This window comes from Chelatococcus caeni (assembly GCF_014196925.1).
Lineage (GTDB): Bacteria > Pseudomonadota > Alphaproteobacteria > Rhizobiales > Beijerinckiaceae > Chelatococcus_A > Chelatococcus_A caeni.
Genome location: NZ_JACIEN010000004.1, coordinates 119,248 through 141,337 on the forward strand (window position 1 = coordinate 119,248; position 22,090 = coordinate 141,337).

The window sequence follows — 22,090 nt, forward strand, 5'->3', positions numbered from 1 at the left end:
GCGTTCCTCCTCCGAGCTCCCCTAGAACTGGTCGATAAGCTGACGGATCCTGTTCCGCAGGATGGCTGTCGGTCGCTTCGCCGCCACCTCGCGCACGCGGTGGCGCAGGGCAAGCTCGAAATCCGCTCGCGAGCAGCAACTCCGGCATTCCTCCAGATGCTGTTCAATGAGACTTCGCCGCCCTTCTCCGACCTCTTCTCCGTCGAGAAAGGTCAGAAGGTGTTCCACGACTTCTTCGCAGCGTATGTTCTTGCTCTCAGGCATCGGAAACCTTCGATTTCGCGGTGTTCAATCCCGCATCCCGGGCCTGTTCCCACAGCGCCCGCTGCAGGAGGCAGCGTGCCCGGCTGAGCCGCGAGCGCACCGTCCCGATCGGCAGGCCCAGCGTCTCGGCCGCCTCCGCGTAGGACTGGCCGTTGATCTCGACCAGGATCAGCACGGTCCGGAATGCCGTGGGGATGGCATCGATGGCCGCCTCGATGTCCTTGCGGAGCATCTTGCGGATCAGTTCCTGTTCCGGATTGCTCCACCAGAGCAGGAAGGGCTGATGCATCTTCTCGAACAGCGAGAAGCAGGACTCCTCGTCGTCGATGTTGAGTGCCTCGGTCTCCGGCCGCATGTGGCGCCGGCTCGAGACGAAGGTGTTGGCCAGGATGCGAAGCAGCCATTTATGAAAGCAGCGGCGGTCGGCGAGCTGGCCGAAATGCGCCCACGCCTTCATGACCGTCTCGGCGACCAGATCCTCGGCATCGGCGGGATTGCGCGTCAGGCGCAACGCCGTGCCGTAAAGGCTGTCCATCAGCCTCTCGATTTCGGCACGGAAGAATGCGCGATCAGGGTCTTCGCCCATGTCGCATTCTGCCAGCCTGCACGGCGGCTCGCAACGAGGGCCTCGCCGGGTCGCGAGGCCGTTTCGTCTCGCGGCCCGATCAGGCCTTCACCGCCAGGAGCGAAACGCTCTTGACGCCGTATTTCCGGCTCGCCCCCTTCGCGTTGTCGAAAATGAACGCGTAGGCCGGGTTGTCTTCCACGGCTTTGACCCGCAGCCCGGCGGCCTCGATGAGAGAGCGGTAGCCGTCCTGCTGCGTCGCGCCCCCGATGCAAGCCGCCCCGAGCGTCGAATTGCAGACGATGCTCTCGGGCAGCTGCGCTTCGGTGACGATGTCCGACAGAGCAAGCCGCCCGCCCGATTTCAGGAAACGTGCCGCTTCCCTGAACACCCTGGCCTTGTCGGGGGCGGCGCCGGCCCGATTGCGCGGGCAGGACCTCCAGCCGTGCCGGAGGTCCATTGCGTCACCGCCTTGGCGTTACTTGGTTGCGGTCACGGTGGTCGGCTTGCCTTCCTCGCCGACAAAGACGACGAGGATCTTGCTCGGACCGTCAGCGACGTTGAAAGCCTGGTGCTTGCGGTTCTGCGCCTCGATGAAGGCTTCGCCGGCCTTGTACCGCTGCGGGTTGCCGCCTTCGGATTTCAGCTCGATCTCGCCATCCATCACGTAGACGTAGACCGGCACCGGATGCTCGTGGAGGGCGGTGCGCCCGTCCTTGTCCAGCGTGCCGATGACCGAGATGATCTCCGGCTTCCCCGTCGGATAGACGATCGGCTCCTCGTCGCGGGTCACTCCCGTCTTGATGAGCGGTTCGGCGGTGAACCCGGCCGGCAAAGCGTCGTCCTGGGCGGATACAGGGACCGGCAGCGCCAATCCCATTGCCGTGGCGATGAAGAGGCTCCTGATGATGCTCTCTCTCATGGGACTTCTCCTTCCTTGCCGGCACGGGCCCCTTTCCGCGCCGCTGCGCAGGTGCGGCGACCGGCCGATCGGAAGGCAAGGACGCGATCGCGGCGCATAAAGTTCCCGGCTCGGGACGCACGGCGGCAAGACCTGCCGATGAGTGGCGTCGCGGGATGGTTGCCGAGGAGATCGTCGGTTGCTGGGCAGGCCAGCGTTGCCAAGGTGCCGCTCAGGTGGCGCGGATCTGCCCCGTTGCCGGACGCGGTGCAGATGGAGAAACTGCCGGTGTTGCGGAGCGGGGCCGGCCCATGTCTAACCCGCCGCATATCAGGGCAAGCTTTCCTGCCCAGGGAGAACGGCATTATGAGCACCGCCAGCGACGCCCGCTTCTGGGACAGGTCTTCCCGCAGATATGCCCGCTCCGCCATCGCGGATCGGGATGGGTACGAGCGCACCCTCGACCGCACGCGCGCCCGTCTGCGGCCCGCCGATGACGTGCTGGAACTGGGTTGCGGCACGGGGACGACGGCACTGCGACTTGCAGGTGGCGTCCAGAGCTATCTCGCGACGGACATTTCCCGCGGCATGATCGCGATCGCCGAAGAGAAGCTGGCGGCGGAGCCGGTCCCGGCGCTCTCGTTTCGCACGGCGACGGCCGAGGAGCTGGTCCGCGACGAAAGCCGGTTCGACGTCGTCCTGGGTTTCAACTACCTGCACCTGGTGCGTGACGTGCCGGGCACCCTGCGTGGCATTCACACGCTGCTGAAGCCCGCGGGCCTGTTCATCTCGAAGACCCCCTGCCTCGGAGACATGAACCCGCTGATCCGGCTGCTCCTGCTGCCCGCGATGCGCGCTGTCGGACAAGCGCCGCATGTCAGTTCGTTCAACACATCCGCGTTGGAACGGCTGATCACCGGCGCGGGGTTCGACATTCTTGCCCGGGAGACCCACGCCAGCAGAGGCAAGGACCGGCGCCCCTACATCGTGGCCCGCAGGCGATGATCACTGGACCGGTCGTCCATTCACCACGCATCTATGGCTGCGGGCAGTCTGCGCCTTCTGGGCAGCCGCGCCGGCCAGGCCCGCGCGGGCCGCGCTCCGCCGGTGGACCGGACGGCTGCTGACGGGGGGCCTGCATGCGGGGCTGTTCCGGCGCGGGCTGTTCTGGCCGCGGCATGGCGGCGGGCGCGCGGGGCTGTTCCGCCCTGCCCGGCCGCGCTCCGGGCATTGCCGGGGCGCCCCCCTCGAACCCGGATGGGCGTTCCGGCCGCGCCGGCCTCGGCCTTTCGCTTCGCGGCGGCGCCTCGCGGACGGACGGCTGCTGCATGCGTGCAGGAGGGGGAGCGGCTGCCGGAGGCCTGGGCTCGCGCCGGGGCCTGGCGTCGGCCGGCGCCTGCCTTGCCGGTTGCCGCGGCCGGACCTCGTCCGGCGCCGTCTGGCGGCCGGGAAGGCGCGCGGCGGGCGGACGCTCCGGCGGTGCGGCGTCGCGCCTCGGCGTCGAAGGCTCACCCGGCGTGCGGCGCTGCCGCGGGGCTTCGCGCTCGGCGGGTCGGGTTCTCCGCTGCGGCCGGACCTCGTCGCTCGGGGCTGTCCGCCGGTCGCGAAGCCGGCCGGGCTCCGGCGCTGGCGCCGATGGCGCCGCGCCTTCTCCGGGCACGGGCAGTTCGCCCGGGGCGCGGCGCTGCCGCGGGGCTTCGCGATCTGCCGGTCGAGGTGTCCGCTCTCGCCGCGGCCGGACCTGATCGGCAGGAGCCCTTTCCTGGTCGCGCAGGCGGCCGGGGGCGGATGCGGGCGGCGCCGCGTCCCGGTCCGGCACGGGCGGTTCACCCGGTGCGCGGCGCTGGCGGGGCGCCTCGCCCGGCTGAGCGGGCGCGGGTGAGCCGGGCCGGGCATCGTCGGCCGGCTGCGGCGCCCGGTCGCCCTGCGGCGCCGTGCGCTGCGGGGCAGGCGCGGTCGGGGGCGGTGGCTGATCGGTGCCCGGGCGCGCGCCTTCGGGCGCTGCCGGCGAGGGCGCGGTTTGCGGCGCCTGAACGTCGATGACCCTCTGCGGATCCAGCGCCGGACGGAAAACGCCTTCCGGCCGCCGCCGCGCTGCGCTCGGCACGGGCACGTCGGTGGGGATCGGCAGGAAGCCGGCTGTCGGCGGCGGCGGAGGCGGCGGCAGGCGCTCGAATTCGGCCGGCCGCGGCGGCAGGATGGCGACGGGGGGCGGTGGCGGCGGCGGCAGGTCGCGGATCTCGTAGATCTCGGCATAATCCTCGAACTCGTCCGGCAGCCGCGGCGGCAGGTCGTCGTATTCGATGATGTCGAACTGGCGCGGCGGCTCGAGCGCGACCGACAGCCTCGAGAGGCGGCGGCGGCTGTCCTCGGCATGCGGGCCGCGCGGATAGCGGCGCAGGTAGGTCCAGTATGCTTCCGGCGAATCCATGACGAGGGTGCGGCGCCAGATCAGCGCTTCGCGCCGCTCGGCGAGGATGACCCGCACGCGCCGGGCCATCGGATCCTGCGGATAGACGCGCAGGAACTCCTGGTAGACCGGAATGGTGTCTTCCTCGATCGCATAGACATAGGCTTCCGGAGCCGGCAGCTGCTCGATCGAGCGGCGCGGCGGCGGGCCGGCCACGGGCGCGGACCCGGGCTCGGGCTCGAAGAAGAAGAAGTCGGCGCCGCCGAGATTGAGGCTGTCCCAGGGGGTCTGCCGGCCCGCGGTCGCCTCGTGCACGCGCAGGCGCACGCGGTCGAAAAGCACCTCGAGCGGCAGTCCCGGCTGCTGCATCATCTCGGCGAGCGCCGTGGCGTACGGGCCATAGGGCCCCTGCTCTTCCGGCGCGACCGTGTTCGGCGCCGCTGAGAACGCGATGGCGAATCCCTGCGGGGCATCCATGATGGCGAGGCCCGGCGCGATCGGCTGCCCGCCCAGCTTGGGGTAGGCGCGCGCGGCGTCAAGGATGACGATGTTGATGCCGACCGGCGTTCCGGCCAGCGACCGGAGCATGTCCGAAATCCTGAAGCCTTCCAGCGGAACATCGCTGTCGTTGTTCAGCCGGGCGTCGATCGGTAGGAAATAGTTCTCCCCCTCGATCTGCAACGCCTGGCCCGCCAGATAGACGACGACAGTCGCATCCCGGCCGGCGCCTTGGACCTTGCCCAGGAACTCACGTACGGCATGGCGCAGATCGTCGCCTCCAAGATCGGCTCCGCCCGATACGTCAAACCCGGCCGTCCGCAGGGTCTGGGCCACGAGGCCGGCGTCGTTGAGGGTGGTCGGCAAGCTGCCGCTCGGATAGTCGGCCTGGCCGATGACGAGCGCGAAGCGCTCCTGCTGCGCGAAGGAGGTTCCTGCGCCCATGATGAGGGCGCTGGCCATGATGATCAGAAACAGGGTCCGGCGAAGCATGTCACTTTATTCCTTGTCGCCGCCAGCCCCGGATTTATGGCCTCGATCAGTAAACAGAAATAATAATTCAGACTATACGATCATAATATTCATATTTATACGGTTTCCGGCTGCACGCTGCCGTGTCGGCTTTCATGGCCCCGCCTGTACGCTGTCATTCGCGAGCGTGGTCCTTTCCCGTGCAGCTTTTCGCCTCTTCGGCTGGAAAGAAACGCCCAGCCCGGCATTTCGTTCCGGCAGGGTGTCCGGGTCCGCCGGTCCGGTCGGCGCGCTGCTGCCGCTCGCGCTGTCACGCGGCAGCGGATGCGGCGGACGAACACGGAACAAAAAAACGCCGCTCCGGTTCGGAGCTTCCGGACAGCACCGTGCGGGAGCCCTGAACCATGGCCAGCCTAGAAGAACGGATCCGCAGGCGCGCCTATCAGATCTGGCAGGAGGAAGGATGCCCGACCGGCCAGGAGGAGCGTCACTGGGAGATGGCCCGGCAGATCATCGCCAGCGAGGGCAGCGCGGGCGAGGAGGAGGAGACCGGCGGAGCCCTCGCGCCCGACCCGGCCGGCAGCGCGCGATCGGGCGAGACACCGGCGGAAGCCGCTGGATCTGCCGGCGAGACCGGTGATCTCCCGCCGCCCGCGCCGCCCGGCCGGCGGCGCGCGAAGGCGGAACCGCTCTCCTCCATCGGCAAGCCCAAGGGGCGCCGACGGCAGAGCTGATGCAGCAACGTCGGCAACTGGGGCTGGATAATGTTCGCCATCGACGACGGCTCCCCCTTTCCGCTGGGCGCCACCTGGGATGGGAAGGGCGTCAACTTCGCCCTTTTTTCCGCCCACGCCAGCAAGGTCGAGCTGTGCCTCTTCGAGGCGACGGGCCTGCGCGAGATTCATCGCATCCCCCTGCCCTGCCTCACCGAGCAGGTCTGGCACGGCTATCTCGAGGGGGTCTATCCGGGCCAGCTCTACGGCTATCGCGTCCATGGGCCCTACGAACCGCACAACGGCCATCGCTTCAACCCGAACAAGCTGCTGATCGACCCCTATGCGCGCCAGCTGTCCGGCCGCGTGCGCTGGCACGACGCGCTCTTCGGCTATCGCTTCGGTTCCGCCCGTGCCGACCTCACCTTCGACCGGCGCGACAGTGCCCGCCTGATGCCGAAGGCCGTGGTTGGAAACCCCGCCCACCACTGGGGGGCGGATGCGCCGCCGGGCACCCGGTGGAAGGACACGGTGATCTACGAGGCCCACGTCAAGGGGCTCACCCAGCTGCGCACGGAGCTTCCCCAGCCGCTGCGCGGCACCTATGAGGCGCTGGGGCATCCATTGATTCTCGAGCATCTCGTCCGCCTGGGCATCACCACGGTCGAGCTGATGCCGATCCAGGCCTTCGTCGACGATCGTTTCGTCACGGAAAAGGGCCTGCGCAACTACTGGGGCTATTCCACCCTCGCCTATTTCGCGCCCGAGCCGCGCTATCACGGCAGCGCCGGCACCGACGGCCTGCGCGCGGCGATCCATGCCCTCCACGATGCGGGTATCGAGGTCATCCTCGACGTCGTCTACAACCATACGGCCGAAGGCAACGAGCTCGGGCCGACCCTGTCGCTGCGCGGCATCGACAACGCCGTCTACTACAAGCTGTCACCGCACGACCGGCGACACTGCTGGGACGCCACCGGTACCGGCAACAGCCTCAACCTCAGCCACCCGCGCGTCCTGCAGCTCGTCATGGATTCGCTGCGGCACTGGGTCAATTCGTACCATGTCGACGGCTTCCGCTTCGATCTCGCCGCGACCCTCCTGCGCGATCCCTACGACGTTTCCGACCATGCCGGCTTCCTGCAGGCCATCCGGCAGGATCCGACGCTGAGCAAGGTCAAGCTCATCGCGGAACCATGGGACGTCGGCCACGAGGGCTACCGCCTCGGCGGCTTTCCGCCCGGGTTCAGCGAATGGAACGACCGTTTCCGCGATACCGTCCGCAGCTTCTGGCGGGGCGACCCCGGCAAGCTCCCGGCGCTCGGCGATGCGCTGGCCGGCTCGGCCCTGTGCTTTCGGCCGTCCGGACGACACCCCTGGGCGTCCATCAACTACGTCTGCTCGCACGACGGCTTCACCCTGCAGGACCTTGTCAGCTACGACCGGCGGCACAATGGGGCCAACGGCGAGAACAATCAGGACGGGCACAGCCACAACCTGTCCTGGAACTGCGGCGTCGAGGGCCCCAGCGACGATCCGGACATCATCGCCCTGCGCGCGCGCCAGAAGCGCAACATGATTGCGACGGTGCTGCTCTCGCAGGGCACGCCCATGCTGCTCATGGGCGACGAGCTGTCGCGCACGCAGAACGGCAACAACAATGCCTATGCCCAGGACAACGAGACGAGCTGGCTCGCCTGGGATGACGACGGCGGCGACCGGGCCATGATCGACTTCATGCGCCGCACGATCGCGCTGCGAAAGCGCTTCGAAGCCTTCCGGCGGCGCAATTTCTACTCGGGCCGCGCCACGAACGGGCTCAAGGACGTCTACTGGCTGGCCCCGGAAGGCCGGGAGATGACGGAGAGCGACTGGGACGAGGATCTTCGCCGCACGCTCGGCGTGCAGTTCGGCAACGATGCGCCGGACGCGGTCCGCTTCCTCCTGCTGCTCAACGCCGCGCCGGAGGAGGTTTCCTTCAGCCTGCCGGAGGAGTTCGGGGACGGGCGCTGGATCCCGGTCCTCGACAGCGCCACGCCGGACGGGAGCCCGGCCGCCGACGCAGCCCCCCTGACGCCCGCGGATCCACTCGTGCTCGGCGCCCGCTCGCTGCAGCTGTTTCAACACGCGCCCACGGAGGAGGACGAGGATGCGCCGCCGGCACCCGATGCCCTTCGGCACTGAGCTCTCCGACGAGGGCACGACCTTCTCGCTCTGGGCGCCGACGGCCCGCTCCGTCGCGCTCGATCTCGACGGTCAGCGCGTCGACATGCCGGAGGCGGGCGACGGCTGGCGCCGCCTGCTCGTGCCGGAGGCGCGGGCCGGCACCCGCTACCGCTATGTCATCGACGGCACGCTGGTCGTGCCCGATCCGGCCTCGCGCCGCCAGCCGGACGGCGTTCACGGCCCCAGCCTCGTCGTCGACCCGCAGGCCTTCGACTGGCGCGATGGCGGCTGGCGCGGGCGGCCGTGGGAAGAGGCCGTCCTCTACGAGGCGCACGTCGGCACGGCGACGCCCGACGGGACCTTCGCGGCGCTCGCCGGCCAGCTGCCGGACATTGCCGGCCTCGGCATCACCGCCGTCGAGCTGATGCCGGTCGCGCAATGTCCGGGCCTGCGCAACTGGGGCTACGACGGCGTCCTGCCGTTTGCGCCGCATCATGCCTATGGCACGCCGGACGACCTGAAGCGCCTCGTCGAAACTGCGCACAGCCTCGGGCTCATGGTGCTGCTCGATGTCGTCTACAACCACTTCGGTCCTTCGGGGAACTATCTCCACGCCTATGCCGCGCCGTTCTTCACGGACCGCCATGCGACGCCCTGGGGCCAGGCCATCGACTTCGAGGGCGGCAACGCGCCGGTGCGCGATTTCTTCATCCACAACGCGCTCTACTGGATTGAGGAGTTCCATCTCGACGGCCTGCGGCTCGATGCCGTCCATGCCATCGCCGACGACAGCGACCCGCACATTCTCGACGACATCGCCAGGGCGGTGCGGGAGAGCTTCCCGGACCGGCACGTGCATCTGGTGCTCGAGAACGATGCCAACGAAGCCCGTCATCTCGAGCGCTCGGGGGGAGTGGCGCGGCGCTACACGGCCCAATGGGACGACGACCTGCACCACGCTTGGCATGTCGTGCTCACCAGCGAAAGCTCGGGCTACTACGCGGATTATGGCGACGCCCCGCTTCGGGCCCTCGGCCGGGCCCTGGCCGAGGGCTTCGTCTACCAGGGCGAACCCTCGCGCTTCCGCAAGGGCGCACCACGCGGCGAGCCGTCGCGCCATCTGCCGCCGGTTGCCTTCGTGGCCTTCCTGCAGAACCACGACCAGATCGGCAACCGTGCCTTCGGCGAGCGGCTGACGACGCTCGTGCCGGAGCAGCGCCTCGCCGCCGCGCGGGCCGCGCTGCTGCTGTCACCCCAGGTGCCGATGCTGTTCATGGGCGAGGAATGGGCCAGCACGAGCCCCTTCCTCTATTTCGTCGACTATGCGGAGGAGCCGGATATCGCCCGGGCGGTGCGCGAGGGGCGGCGGCGTGAATTCGCGGAAGGCGCCGGCTTCTCCGATCCGGCGCGCGCCGAGACTATCCCGGATCCGAATGCGCAAGACACGTTCGGCCGCTCCCGCATCGACTGGAACGAGCGGGAGCACCCGCCGCATGCGCCCATCCTCGGGCAGGTGCGGCGCCTTCTCGCCTTGCGCGAGGCGCACGTGCTGCCCCTGCTGCGTTCCGGCTTTCGCGACGCCCGCTGGGATCTACCGACGCCCTATTGCCTGGACGTCTCCTGGCATTTCGAGGCCGGCACCTTGCGCTTCATCCTCAATGTGGGCGACGCGCCGCTGACGCTCTCGGGCGTTGACCAATCCACCGCGATCTCCATGAGCGAACCTGCCCGGCTGGAAGGAGACGAGTGCATCCTGCCGGCCTGGTGCGCGGCTTTTTTCGCCAGCCCCCGGCCATGACGGCGCGTCGTGTCGCCGGGCTCGACGCCCGCCTCGCCAAGGTGGCCGATGCGGTCGGCATCGCGCCGCGCCATGTCGACGGGTTCGGGCGCCTGCGCCGCCCCTCCATCGCGACGCGCCGGGCGATCCTCGCCGCATTCGGCCTTGATGCCGACAGCCTGGAGGTCATGGAGGCGCAGAAGCGGCTATCCCTGCCGCCCTATTTCGTCGCTCGCGCCAAGGAGCCGAGCCACCTGCCCTGGCAGGGTCCGTCCCAGCCGGGCAGGCGCAGGGTGCGGATCACCGACGAGGGCGGCGCCCCGATCGACAGGACCGTCGACGTCGTCGTGACGGAGGCGGGCGCGGCGCTGGCCCTGCCGCCGCTGGGCGCCGGCTATTATCGCCTGCAACTTGCCGACGCGCCTGAAGATGCCGCTACCTGGCTCCTCGTTGCGCCCCCACGGTGCTGGCAGCCGGAGGCCCTGGAGCGGGGCGAGCGGCTCTGGGGCATCACGGCCCAGGTCTACGGCCTGCGCTCGCCCCCCGGGGAGGACATAGGAGACCTGAGCGACATCGGCGATGTCGCTGCCCGGGCAGCGGATCTCGGCGCTGCTTTCGTTGGCCTCAGCCCGCTGCATGCGCTCTTTCCGTCGGACCGGAGCAAGATCTCGCCCTATTCGCCATCGTCGCGCCTGTTCCTCGATCCGCTCTACATCGACCCGGCGGCGGTCGACGGCCGGACGCCGCCAGCGCCTGGCGCCGGGCCCTCCGCTGACAGCCTTCTGGTGGACTACGAAGCCGCCTGGCGGCATCGCTCCGCCGTGCTGGAGAGCCTGTGGCGAGAGCGCCGCGGCGGGGACGATCCCGCCTTCGCGCAATTCGTCGAGAAGCGCGGGCAGCCGCTGACGCTGCATGCGATCTTCGAGGCGCTGTCGGAGCATTTCCGCGACCAGGGATGCCGCTGGAGCGGCGACTGGCCGGCGCCGTTCCGCGACTGCCACGCACGGGAGGTCCGTGACTTTGCCGCGGCGCAGGCCGAGCGTGTGCGTTTCCACGCCTGGCTTCAGTATGAGGCGGACAGGCAGCTCGCCGCGGCGGCGGAGCGGGCGCGGGCCATGCCCGTCGGCCTTTATCGCGACCTTGCGGTGGGGCCGGACGGGGCCGGCTCCGAGGTCTGGGCCCAGCCCGCCGCCTTCGCGCAGGGCCTCACGACCGGCGCCCCGCCCGACCTGCTCGGCCCTCAGGGGCAGAACTGGGGCTTGCCGCCGCCGAACCCCTTGACGATGGCCATGGACGGCTTTGCCGCCTTTCGCGCCCTCGTCGCCGCCAACCTGCGCCATGCCGGCGCCATCCGCATCGACCATGCCTTCCAGCTGCAGCGCCTGTTCGTCATCCCGGCCGGCGCAACGGCTGCCGACGGCGCCTATGTCACCTATCCCTTCGATGCGCTGCTCGCGGTGCTGCGCATCGAGAGCCATCGGGCCCGCTGCCTCGTCATCGCCGAGGACCTCGGCACGGCGCCCGAAGGTTTTTCCGACGCCATCATCGCCTCCGGCCTGTTGAGCTATCGGCTCCTGCCCTTCGAGCGCACGGGGGACGGCGGCTTCCGCTCGCCCCGGAACTATCCCTCCTCGGCGCTCGCGGCGATGAGCACGCACGATCTGCCGACCTTCCGCGGCTGGTGGGCGGCCGCCGATGTCGATGCGCGCGAAAGGCTCGGCATCTTCAGCCGCCGCCGCGCCCAGGACGAGCGGCGCAGGCGGGCGCGCGACCGCGCCGCCCTCGCCGCCGCGCTCGCCGAGGAAGGGCTCGCACCCCCGGAGCCATCGCAGGCCCCGCCGCTCGAGGCGGCGACGCGCTTTCTGGCGCGTACGGCGAGCGCCCTCGTCGCCGTACAGCTCGAGGACATGGCGGGCGAGATGGACCAGGCCAACCTTCCCGGCACGGTCGACGAATATCCGAACTGGCGGCGGCGCCTGTCGATGACGAACGAAGCGCTGTTTGCCGCAGGCGGGACGCTCGCGCGCACGGCAGCGGCGATCGCGGAGGAAGGGCGGTCTCCCGCCGCCGTGCCGCGCCGTTCCGCCGTTCCGCGCGCGACATACCGCCTGCAGTTCAACCGGGACTTCACCTTCGACGGTGCCGGCGCGATCGTGCCCTACCTGTCGGAACTGGGCATCAGCCACGCCTATGCCTCGCCGATCCACCAGGCCCGGGCCGGCTCCACCCACGGCTACGACATCGTCGACCACGCGGCGGTCAGCGCGGAGCTCGGCGGCGAGGAAGGCCTGCGACGGCTCGGCGGGGCGCTCGCCAAGCACGGCCTCGGCCTCATCCTCGACATCGTGCCGAACCACATGGGCATCGGCGGCGCCGACAACCGCGACTGGCTGTCGGTGCTCGAATGGGGGCCCCGGTCGCCGGCGGCCCAGGCCTTCGACATCGACTGGCGCCGGCCCGGGGCAGACGGCAAGCTCGTCGTCGCCTCCCTCGGTTCGCCTTACGGGGAAGCCCTCGACAAGGGCGAGCTGAAGCTCGCCTTCGAGGCGGCCGAGGGGTGTTTCAGCGTCTGGTACTGGGAGCATCGTTTCCCGCTCTCGCCGCCGACCTATCCGATGATCCTCGACCCGGTCCTCGGCGGGCACCCTGCCCTCGCGGCGGCCGTCGACACGCTCCGGAGCCTCGCGGCCACGGACGGGACCCACGCGCTGGAGCTGGCGCAGGAGGTCAAGGCCGACATCGCCGCCATCGCCCGGGACGCGAAAGTGGCAGCGGCCATCGCCGCCCGGGTCGAGGCCGTGAATGGCGAGCCCGCGTGCCTGCACCGGCTGCTCGAGGCGCAGCACTTCCGGCTGGTGCATTGGCGCGTCGGCGCCGATGCCATCAACTACCGCCGGTTCTTCGACATCAGTGACCTTGCGGGATTGCGCGTCGAGGAGCCGGCGGTCTTCGAGCGCACCCACGCCCTGATCGCCCGTCTCGTACGGGACGGCGTCGTTGCGGGCCTGCGGATCGACCACATCGACGGCCTCGCCGATCCCGCCGGCTATCTGGCGGCCCTTCGCCGGAAGGTCGGACCGGAGGTCTATATCGTCGCCGAGAAGATCCTCGAGCCCGGCGAGGAGCTGCGCCGCTGGCCCATCGCCGGCACCACCGGCTACGACGTGCTCGGCCTGCTGGACGGCGTCTTCGTGGACAGCGCACGTGAACGGTCGATGGACGGGATCTACCGCCGTGCCGCCGGCATCGCGGGAGATGTCGAGGAGGACCTGCGCACGGTCAAGGCGATGATCCTCGACACGCTCTTCGCCGGAGAACGCGACGCGCTCGCCGCGCGGCTGAAGGACGTTGCCGATGCCGACCGGCACACGCGGGACTTCTCGCTCAACACGCTGCGGCGGGCCTTGACGGAGATCGTCGCCGCGCTGCCGGTCTATCGCACCTATCTCGACGGGCAGGCGGTGTCGCCGGAGGATCGGCGCATCATCGCCGCCACCGTCGCGGCCGCCAAGGGCAGGACGCGGCTGCCCGACGGTTCGGCCCACGACTTCATCGCCGCGCGCCTGCTTGCCGGTGGCGCGGAAACCGAGGCGGATCTGCGCACGCGCTTTCAGCAGCTCACCGGCCCCGTGATGGCCAAGAGCCTGGAAGACACCCTGTTCTATCGCTGGGTGCGGCTCGTCCCGCTCAACGAGGTCGGTAGCGATCCCGGCCGCTTCGGCGTTCCGCGCCAGGCCTTCCACGGCGCCATGGCCACGCGGGCGGCCGACTGGCCGCATGCGCTCACCGCCACGGCGACGCATGATACCAAGCGCGGCGAGGACACCCGCCTGCGCATCGCCGCCCTGTCGGAAATGCCGGCACAATGGTCGCGCGCCTGGCAGCGCTGGCGGCGCGTCGTGCGGCCGCTGCTGACGGAGATCGACGACCGGCCGGCGCCGGATGCGAACGATCAATATCTCCTGCTGCAGACGATCCTCGGCGCCTGGCCCATCGCCATGCTGGACGACGCCGGTGCGGCGGATTGCACGGACTTTCTCGCCCGCCTCCAGGCCTATGCGGAGAAGGCGCTGCGCGAGGCCAAGCGCCATTCGAGCTGGCTCAACGTCAACACCGGCTACGAGGCGGCGGCGAAACAGCTTCTCGCGGGGCTCATCGTGCCGGGCTCGCCCTTCCTCGACGCGTTCGCCCCCCTCGCCCGGCGCCTCGCCCGGCTCGGAGCGGCGGCAAGCCTCTCGCGGACGGTGCTGAAGTGCACCGTGCCGGGCATCCCGGACATCTACCAGGGCTGCGAATTCTGGGATCTGTCGCTGGTGGATCCCGACAACCGCCGTGCCGTCGACTATGCGGCGCGTCGGGCGGCGCTCGACGTCGCCGCGCGCGCCGGTCCCGCCGACCTGCTGCGCGACTGGCGCAGCGGCGCCGTCAAGCAGGCGCTGCTCGCCCGCCTTCTGCAGCTGCGGGCCGCCCATCCGGCACTCTTCGCCCAGGGGGACTATCGCCCCCTCGCCGTCAGCGGCGCGCGTGAAAGGCACGGGCTCGCCTTCATGCGTGGCGCGGAAGGGGCGCGGCTCGTCGTGGTGGTCGGCCGCCTTTTCGCGGCTCTCCTCGACGAGGATGAAGGCCTGCTGCCGCCTGCGGAGATCTGGCACGACACCGCCGTGGACCTGCCGCCCGGCACCTGGACGGACGTGCTGACGGGGCGCCGGGCGCAGCGCGGAGCCTTGCGGGAACTCTTCGCTCGTTTGCCGGTTGCAGTGCTCCTGGAGACGCGAGATGGCGGATGAGACCCCGTTCCCCTGGCCGCCGGCGGCCGACCGTATCGCCATCGAGCACGTATGGCCGGAGGTCGACTGCGGCGCCACGCCGGTCAAGCGCATCATCGGCGACACGGTCGAGGTCTTTGCCGACATCTTCTGTGACGGCCATGACGTCATCGCTGCCGCCCTGCTCTATCGCAAGGCGGACGAGGAGGGCTGGCGCCATGCACCGATGCGCCCGCGCGACAACGACCGCTGGAGCGGCTCCTTCACCGTCACCGAGACAGGCCGCTACGTCTTCACCATCGAGGCCTGGCGCGATCCCTTCGCGAGCTGGCTCAAGGAGGTCAAGGTCAAGCAGGCCGCGGGGCGCGACCTGACGCTGGAGACCATCGAGGGCGTCGAAATCGCAAGGGCGGCCGTCGGTCTTGCGCAAGGGCCCGAGGCGGTGGACCTGTCGCAGCTGCTGACGGCGGTGCAGGCCGCCCACGCCGACCAGCATCTTGCCATGCTGCTCGATCCCGCCAATGCCGAGCTCATCGGCCGCTGGGGTGAGCGGCTCGACCTTACGCGCTTTGCCGGCGAGCGGACGGTCGTCGTCGAAAGGCCGAAGGCGCGCTTCTCAGCCTGGTACGAGCTCTTTCCGCGTTCCGCCGCCAACGACGGCCAGCGCCACGGCACCTTCGACGACGTCATCGCCCGCCTGCCCTATGTGCGCGACCTCGGCTTCGACGTCCTCTACTTCCCGCCGATCCATCCCATCGGCACCACCAACCGTAAGGGCCGCAACAACAGCCTCACGGCTGCGCCGGACGATGTCGGCAGCGTCTATGCCATCGGCTCGCCCGAGGGCGGGCACGATGCCGTGCATCCGCAACTGGGCACGATCGCGGATTTCCGGCGCCTCGTCGCTGCCGCGCGCGACCACGGCCTCGAGATCGCGCTCGACTTCGCCATCCAGTGCTCGCCCGACCATCCGTGGATCAAGCAACATCCCGAATGGTTCGACTGGCGGCCGGACGGTTCGCTCAAACATGCCGAGAACCCGCCCAAGAAGTACGAGGACATCGTCAACGTCGACTTCTACGGCCACGGCCAGATCTCCCTCTGGCAGGCGCTGCGCGACGTGGTGCTGTTCTGGGTCGAGCAGGGCGTCACCATCTTCCGCGTCGACAATCCGCACACCAAGCCGCTGCCCTTCTGGCGATGGTTCATCGCCGAGGTGAACGGCCGGCATCCGGACGTGATCTTCCTCTCCGAGGCCTTCACCCGGCCGAAGATGATGCGGGCGCTGGCCAAGGTCGGCTTTCAGCAGTCCTACACCTACTTCACCTGGCGCAACACCAAGGCCGAGCTCACGACCTATATGCGCGAGCTGACGAGCGGCGACATGGCCGAATGCTACCGGCCGAACTTCTTCGTCAACACGCCCGACATCAATCCCTACTACCTGCAGAGCAGCGGGCGCCCGGGCTTCGTCGTCCGGGCGACGCTCGCCGCCACTCTGTCGAGCAGCTGGGGCCTCTATTCCGGCTTCGAGCTGTGCGAGGCGGCGCCGCTGCCCGGGCGTGAGGAATATCTCGATTCCGAGAAATACGAGCTCAGGGCGCGCGACTGGGATGCGCCGGGCAACATCCGCGACCACATCCGCAAGCTCAACCTCGCCCGGCGCGACAACCGCGCGCTGCAGGATTTTCGCAACATCCTCGTCCTCAACGCCTGGAACGACCAGGTGCTGGCCTACGCCCGCATCACTCCCGCCCGGGACAACGCGGTCATGGTGCTGGCCAACCTCGATCCGCACAACCGGCAGGAATGCGACTACGAGGTGCCGCTGTGGGAGTTCGGCCTGCCGGACGACGCCGCAATCGACGCGGAGGACCTCATCTTCGGCGGCCGCTTCACGCTGCACGGCAAGGTGCACCGCATCGCGCTCGATCCGGCCCACAACCCGGTCGTCGTCTGGCGCCTCGTGCCACCCGCGGAGGCACGGCCATGATCGACCGCAGCGATCCGTACTGGTACCGCGACGCCATCATCTACCAGCTGCACATCAAGTCGTTCTTCGACGCCAACAACGACGGCATCGGCGACTTCGAAGGGGCCATCCAGAAGCTGGACTACATCAAGGATCTCGGCGTCACCGCCATCTGGCTGCTGCCGTTCTATCCCTCCCCGCTGCGCGACGACGGCTACGACATCGCCGACTATCGCGGCATCAACCCGGCCTATGGCACCATGCGCGACTTCCGCCGCTTCGTGCGCGAGGCGCACGAGCGCGAGCTCAGGGTCATCACCGAACTCGTCATCAACCACACCTCGGACCAGCATCCGTGGTTCCAGCGGGCGCGGCGGGCGCGGCCCGGCTCGGCCTGGCGCGATTTCTATGTCTGGTCCGACACCGACCGGAAATATCGCGACGCCCGCATCATCTTTCTCGACACGGAGCCGTCGAACTGGTCGTGGGATCCGGTCGCGAAGGCCTATTACTGGCACCGCTTCTTCAGCCACCAGCCGGATCTCAACTTCGACAATCCCCGGGTGGTCGAGGCGGTCATCGACATCATGCGCTTCTGGCTGCGCACGGGTGTCGACGGCCTCAGGCTCGACGCCATTCCCTATCTCATCGAGCGCGAGGGAACGAACTGCGAGAACCTGCCGGAGACCCACGCCGTCCTCAAGCGCATCCGCGCCGCGCTCGATGCCGAATTCCCCGGCCGCATGCTGCTCGCCGAGGCGAACCAGTGGCCGGAGGACACCGCCCCCTATTTCGGTGAGGGCGACGAATGCCACATGGCCTTTCACTTCCCGCTCATGCCGCGCATGTACATGGGCGTGGCGCAGGAGGATCGTCATCCCATCACCGACATCGTGCGCCAGACGCCCGAGATCCCCGAGGGCGCCCAATGGGCCATCTTCCTGCGCAATCACGACGAGCTGACGCTCGAGATGGTCACCGACCAGGAGCGTGACTATCTCTGGTCGTTCTACGCCTCCGACAGGCAGGCACGCATCAATCTCGGCATCCGGCGCCGGCTCGCGCCCCTTCTCGGCAACGACCGGCGCAAGATCGAGCTCCTGAACAGCCTCCTGCTGTCGATGCCGGGCACGCCGGTCATCTACTATGGCGACGAGATCGGCATGGGTGACAACATCTATCTCGGCGACCGCGACGGGGTGCGCACGCCGATGCAATGGTCACCCGACCGCAACGGCGGCTTCAGCCGCGCCGATCCGGCGAGGCTGTTCCTTCCGCCGATCCAGGACCCGATCTACGGCTTCACCGCCGTCAATGTGGAGGCCCAGTACCGCAGCCTCCCGAGCCTGCTGCACTGGCTCAGGACCCTTCTGTCGGTGCGCCGCACCTCCCAGGCCTTCGGGCGCGGTTCGCTGCGCTTCCTGTTCCCGGCCAATCGCCGCGTGCTCGCCTATCTGCGCGAGCTCGACGACGAGCGCATCTTGTGCGTCGCCAATCTCTCGCGCGCACCGCAGGCGGTGGAGCTGGAGTTGTCGGAATTCGTCGGCTACGCGCCCTGCGAGATGACGACCGGCGAGCAGTTTCCACCCTTCGGCGAGCTGCCCTATCTCCTGACGCTGCCGGCGCACAGCTTCTTCTGGTTCAAGATCGTGACCGTGCCGGCGGAGGAGGCGCGCTTCGGGCCGCGGCCGATGCACGAATTGTTCACGCTCGTCATGCGCGGCGCGGCGGCCTCCCTCTTCGACGGGCGCGAGTGCAGCGCCTTCGAGACCAACATCGCGCCGCCCTTCCTCGCGGGCCAGCGCTGGTTCGCGTCGGTCGGCGGGCGGCCGCACGTCTCCCTCGACATGGCCATCCTGCAGGACGGCACGGGGCGCGAGGCCTTCCCGCTCGCCCTCCTGTCGACGAGTGGGCGCGGTCAGCCGCCCAAACGCTATTTCGCACCGCTCTCGATCGAGGATCACGAGGCGGAGCCGCTCATGCCCTATGCGCTCGCGCGCGTGCGGCGGGGCGCCCGCGTCGGACTGCTCGTCGACGCGACGGCCACGGCGGAATTCCCGGCCGCCATGCTCGCCGCCATCGAACGGGGCGAACGGATCCCGGCCAGAAAGGGGGAAATGCGCTTCACGCCCATGCCGCAGCTGGCGGAGTTCCTCGCGCGCCTTCCCCCTGAGGACCAGCTCACGCCCCGGCGCCTCGGGCTCGAGCAATCGAACACGTCCATCGCGCTCGACGACAAGCTGGTCATGAAGTTCTATCGGCAGCTGCAGCCGGGCATTCATCCCGAGCTCGAAGTGGGGCGCTTTCTGACCGAGGTCGGCTACCGCAATACGCCCGGGCTCCTCGGCACGCTGGAATATGTCGAACAGGACGGCACACCGACGGCGCTCGCCGTCCTGCAGCTCTTCGTCGCCAACCAGGGCGATGCCTGGTCCTGGTCGCTGGAAGCCCTGAAGCGGGACCTCGAGCATGTCGCCCTCAACAAGCCGCTGAACGGCCATCCCGAAGCGATCGCGGCCGGGATCTCGGCCCGCGACCTGCGGGGCTACCTCGACCTGCTCGGGCGCCGCACCGCCGAACTGCACCTTGCCCTCGCCACGCCGACGGAGGATCCCGCCTTCCGCACCGCGCCGCTGGCGGCCGAAGACGTTGCGGCCGTCGCCGACGACGCGCTCGCGCTGGCAGGACGGGCTTTCAGCGCCCTGCAGGAACTCCGTTCGCAGGCCCCCGAACGGGCGCGGGAAGCGATCGCGGACCTGCTCGCCCGCCGCGGCCAGGCGGAAGCACTGCTGCAGCGCAGCGCCCGCATCCGGCCGGCCGGGCTGTGCATGCGCGTGCACGGTGATTTCCATCTCGGCCAGGTGCTCATCTCGGAGAACGACGTCGTGATCGTCGACTTCGAGGGCGAGCCCGCGCGGCCGGCCGACGAGCGGCGTGCCAAGACCTCGCCCCTGCGCGACGTGGCCGGCATGCTGCGGTCGTTCGCCTATCTCGCGGACACGGCCGCCGAGGAGGTCCGCCAGCGTTTCCCCGATGCGGATCGGCGCATCGCGGATGTGGCGGAGCACAAGCGCCGGCTGACGCAGGACGTGTTCCTCGAGGCCTATGCCGCTGCGGCGGCCGGCCATCCCCTGTGGATCGCCGAGGAGGAACGGCGCCTCGGGCTGCTGCGCCTCTTCCTTCTCGCCAAGGCCTTCTACGAGATCTGCTACGAGGCGGCGCACCGTCCGGCGTGGATCGGCACGCCGGTGCGCGGCGTCCTCGACCTGTTGCGCCAAGGAGTGGGGACATGAGACCCACAGAGAACAAGCCGGGGGCAACGCAGAAAGTCGTCCCGACGACCCTCTCGCAGGCCGAGATCACGGCACTCGTCGGTGCCGATCACGGCGACCCGTTCGCGGTGCTCGGGCCGCACCGGGTCTCGGTCGGCACATGGGAGGTGCGCGCGATGCTGCCGGAAGCCGACGCGGCCCGGCTTCTCGGCGCCGACGGCGAGACAGTGCTCGCGCCGATGGTCCGCGTCCATACGGCCGGGCTTTTCGTCGCGCGCCTCGGCCAGGCCGACAGGCCCGACTACCGCCTGCAGGTGGAGCGGGCGGCCGGGACCGAGGTGCGGCACGACCCCTATGCGTTCTTCGCGGCGATCACGGACGACGAGATCGCGGCTCTCAAGACGGGCGACACGGCGGCGTATCCCGATATCCTCGGGGCGAGGCCGACGCGGCTCGGCGAGATCGACGGCTTCCGCTTCGCCGTCTGGGCGCCGAATGCCCGGCGTGTCAGCGTCATCGCCGATTTCAACGACTGGGACGGCCGCTGCCACCCCATGCGGCTGCGGCACGACGTGGGCGTGTGGGAACTGTTCGTTCCCGGCCTGTCGCCTGGCATGCGCTACAAGTACGAGATCAGGGACGCGCACGGCAATCTTCACTTCAAGGCCGACCCGCTCGCCCTGGCCGCGGAAGCGCCGCCGGCGACCGCCTCGGTGCTGCACGGGCCCCTGCGCCGGCCCGCCGGTGACGACGCGTGGCTCGATGAGCGCGGGCAGGCGGGCGATCCGCGCCGCCGGCCCATGGCGATCTACGAATGCCATCTCGGCTCCTGGGCGCGCGTGCCCGAGGAGGGCAACCGCTATCTCACCTATCGCGAGTTGTCCGAGCGTCTCCTGCCCTACGTGCGCGATCTCGGCTTCACCCATATCGAGCTGCTGCCGATCACCGAATATCCCTTCGACGGCTCGTGGGGCTACCAGCCCGTGTCGCTGTTCGCGCCCACGCGCCGCTTCGGCACGCCGGAAGACTTCGCCGATTTCGTCGCCGCGGCGCACGCGAATGGCATAGGCCTCATCCTCGATTGGGTGCCGGGCCATTTCCCCAACGATCCGCACGGTCTCGCCGATTTCGACGGCACCGAGCTCTACGAACATGCCGATCCGCGCCAGGGCTTCCACCTCGACTGGGGCACCTACATCTACAACTACGGTCGCGACGAAGTCCGGACATTCCTCACGGCAAGCGCCCGTTTCTGGCTGGAGCGCTACCATCTCGATGGGCTGCGCGTCGATGCCGTGGCCTCCATGCTCTATCTCGACTACAGCCGGCAGCCCGGCGAATGGGTGCCCAACCGCTACGGCGGCAACGAGAACCTCGAAGCCATCGCCTTCCTGCGGCAGATGAACCACGCCGCCTACACGGCGGCGCCGGGCATCGTCACCATCGCCGAGGAATCGACCGCCTGGCCCGGCGTATCGCGACCGCCCGACCACGGCGGCCTCGGCTTCGGGTTCAAATGGAACATGGGCTGGATGCACGACACGCTGCGCTACATGCAGTACGACCCCGTGCACCGCCGCTTCCACCATCACGACCTGACCTTCGGGATGCTCTACGCCTTCTCGGAAAACTACATCCTGCCGCTCAGCCACGACGAGGTCGTGCACGGCAAGGGCTCGCTCCTCGGCCGCATGCCGGGCGACCGCTGGCAGCGCTTCGCCAACCTGCGGGCCTACTACGGCTTCATGTGGGGGCATCCGGGCAAGAAGCTGCTGTTCATGGGCGGCGAGTTCGCGCAGGAGCGCGAGTGGGATCACGACACTAGCCTCGACTGGCACCTGACCGGGGATCCCTTCCACGCCGGCGTGCAGCGCCTCGTGCGCGATCTCAACGGCGCGCATCGCACCGTGCCGGCGCTGCACGAGCGCGACTGCGAGCCGGAGGGATTCGAGTGGATCGTCTCGGACGATGCCGCCAACAGCGTCCTCGCCTTCCTGCGCCAGGGGAGCGATGCCGAGGACATCGTGATCGTCGTCTGCAACCTCACGCCGGTGCCGCGGGAGGGCTATGCCGTCGGCGTGCCGCGGCCGGGGATCTACCGCGAGATCATCAACACCGATGCCAGCGCCTACGGCGGCTCGGGCGTGGGCAACCTCGGCGCCGTGGAGGCCCGGGAAGGTGCGGCGCAGAGCCGGCCCTACCACCTGTCGCTGACACTGCCGCCGCTCGCGACGCTTTTCCTTCGCCGGATCCGGCCGTGATGGCAGCGGCCATGCGACGCGGCGCGGCTCGCGGCTCGTGAACGCCGCGGCTCG

At 69.4% G+C, this 22,090-nt stretch carries 12 protein-coding genes and 1 pseudogene; 8 read left to right on the top strand and 5 right to left on the bottom strand.

Annotated features, from left to right (window positions below):
• Positions 1–21: 21 nt before the first annotated feature.
• The 4 genes from GGR16_RS16725 to GGR16_RS16740 form a co-directional block, all read right to left on the bottom strand.
• Positions 22–264 carry an anti-sigma factor family protein gene (locus tag GGR16_RS16725; RefSeq protein WP_019402315.1) on the bottom strand — a complete coding sequence of 81 codons (243 nt, stop codon included), beginning with the start codon at positions 262–264 and terminating at the stop codon, positions 22–24.
• Positions 257–850, bottom strand: a complete 594-nt coding sequence (locus tag GGR16_RS16730) for an RNA polymerase sigma factor (RefSeq protein ID WP_019402314.1) — start codon at positions 848–850, stop codon at positions 257–259. Before GGR16_RS16730 ends, GGR16_RS16725 begins: the two co-directional genes overlap by 8 nt.
• 79 nt (positions 851–929) lie before the next feature.
• A complete protein-coding gene (locus GGR16_RS16735; protein ID WP_183317336.1) occupies positions 930–1,289 on the bottom strand; it encodes a methyltransferase domain-containing protein in 360 nt (119 codons plus the stop codon).
• Between the two features lie 18 nt (positions 1,290–1,307).
• Complete coding sequence (locus GGR16_RS16740; protein WP_019402312.1) at positions 1,308–1,751, bottom strand: cupin domain-containing protein; 444 nt, start codon at positions 1,749–1,751, stop codon at positions 1,308–1,310.
• A gap of 345 nt (positions 1,752–2,096) precedes the next feature.
• On the opposite strand from GGR16_RS16740, the gene GGR16_RS16745 reads away from it, so the two are divergent.
• Positions 2,097–2,735 (top strand): class I SAM-dependent methyltransferase, encoded by a 639-nt coding sequence (locus GGR16_RS16745; protein ID WP_183317337.1) that lies wholly within the window; start codon positions 2,097–2,099, stop codon positions 2,733–2,735.
• A gap of 31 nt (positions 2,736–2,766) precedes the next feature.
• Here GGR16_RS16745 and GGR16_RS16750 read toward each other — a convergent pair whose 3' ends face one another.
• On the bottom strand, positions 2,767–5,130 hold the full coding sequence (locus tag GGR16_RS16750; RefSeq protein ID WP_183317338.1) for a caspase family protein: 2,364 nt from the start codon (positions 5,128–5,130) through the stop codon (positions 2,767–2,769).
• Between the two features lie 383 nt (positions 5,131–5,513).
• Between GGR16_RS16750 and GGR16_RS26080 the strand changes: the two genes are divergently transcribed.
• The 7 genes and pseudogenes from GGR16_RS26080 (at position 5,514) to glgB (ending at position 22,036) form a co-directional block, all read left to right on the top strand.
• Positions 5,514–5,843 (top strand): DUF2934 domain-containing protein, encoded by a 330-nt coding sequence (locus GGR16_RS26080; RefSeq protein ID WP_082312700.1) that lies wholly within the window; start codon positions 5,514–5,516, stop codon positions 5,841–5,843.
• A gap of 30 nt (positions 5,844–5,873) precedes the next feature.
• Positions 5,874–8,006 (top strand): glycogen debranching protein GlgX, encoded by a 2,133-nt coding sequence (glgX, locus tag GGR16_RS16760; protein WP_183317339.1) that lies wholly within the window; start codon positions 5,874–5,876, stop codon positions 8,004–8,006.
• Positions 7,972–9,786, top strand: a complete 1,815-nt coding sequence (gene treZ, locus GGR16_RS16765) for a malto-oligosyltrehalose trehalohydrolase (RefSeq protein ID WP_183317340.1) — start codon at positions 7,972–7,974, stop codon at positions 9,784–9,786. The genes glgX and treZ overlap by 35 nt, the downstream gene beginning before the upstream one ends.
• A complete protein-coding gene (treY, locus tag GGR16_RS16770) occupies positions 9,783–14,552 on the top strand; it encodes a malto-oligosyltrehalose synthase (RefSeq protein ID WP_183317341.1) in 4,770 nt (1,589 codons plus the stop codon). Before treZ ends, treY begins: the two co-directional genes overlap by 4 nt.
• A pseudogene (locus GGR16_RS16775) lies at positions 14,515–16,524 on the top strand (alpha-1,4-glucan--maltose-1-phosphate maltosyltransferase); the annotation flags it as partial. The gene treY and the pseudogene GGR16_RS16775, both read left to right, overlap by 38 nt.
• Complete coding sequence (gene treS / locus GGR16_RS16780; protein ID WP_183317342.1) at positions 16,521–19,796, top strand: maltose alpha-D-glucosyltransferase; 3,276 nt, start codon at positions 16,521–16,523, stop codon at positions 19,794–19,796. The pseudogene GGR16_RS16775 and the gene treS, both read left to right, overlap by 4 nt.
• A complete protein-coding gene (gene glgB, locus GGR16_RS16785) occupies positions 19,793–22,036 on the top strand; it encodes a 1,4-alpha-glucan branching protein GlgB (protein ID WP_183317343.1) in 2,244 nt (747 codons plus the stop codon). Before treS ends, glgB begins: the two co-directional genes overlap by 4 nt.
• The last annotated feature ends 54 nt before the right edge of the window (positions 22,037–22,090 follow it).

What these genes read in the sequence shown, in the direction of transcription:
- GGR16_RS16725 (WP_019402315.1), bottom strand. Translation starts at nt 264, where the DNA reads ATGCCTGAGAGCAAGAACATACGCTGCGAAGAAGTCGTGGAACACCTT.
- GGR16_RS16730 (WP_019402314.1), bottom strand. Translation starts at nt 850, where the DNA reads ATGGGCGAAGACCCTGATCGCGCATTCTTCCGTGCCGAAATCGAGAGG.
- GGR16_RS16735 (WP_183317336.1), bottom strand. Translation starts at nt 1,289, where the DNA reads ATGGACCTCCGGCACGGCTGGAGGTCCTGCCCGCGCAATCGGGCCGGC.
- GGR16_RS16740 (WP_019402312.1), bottom strand. Translation starts at nt 1,751, where the DNA reads ATGAGAGAGAGCATCATCAGGAGCCTCTTCATCGCCACGGCAATGGGA.
- GGR16_RS16745 (WP_183317337.1), top strand. Translation starts at nt 2,097, where the DNA reads ATGAGCACCGCCAGCGACGCCCGCTTCTGGGACAGGTCTTCCCGCAGA.
- GGR16_RS16750 (WP_183317338.1), bottom strand. Translation starts at nt 5,130, where the DNA reads ATGCTTCGCCGGACCCTGTTTCTGATCATCATGGCCAGCGCCCTCATC.
- GGR16_RS26080 (WP_082312700.1), top strand. Translation starts at nt 5,514, where the DNA reads ATGGCCAGCCTAGAAGAACGGATCCGCAGGCGCGCCTATCAGATCTGG.
- glgX (WP_183317339.1), top strand. Translation starts at nt 5,874, where the DNA reads ATGTTCGCCATCGACGACGGCTCCCCCTTTCCGCTGGGCGCCACCTGG.
- treZ (WP_183317340.1), top strand. Translation starts at nt 7,972, where the DNA reads ATGCGCCGCCGGCACCCGATGCCCTTCGGCACTGAGCTCTCCGACGAG.
- treY (WP_183317341.1), top strand. Translation starts at nt 9,783, where the DNA reads ATGACGGCGCGTCGTGTCGCCGGGCTCGACGCCCGCCTCGCCAAGGTG.
- treS (WP_183317342.1), top strand. Translation starts at nt 16,521, where the DNA reads ATGATCGACCGCAGCGATCCGTACTGGTACCGCGACGCCATCATCTAC.
- glgB (WP_183317343.1), top strand. Translation starts at nt 19,793, where the DNA reads ATGAGACCCACAGAGAACAAGCCGGGGGCAACGCAGAAAGTCGTCCCG.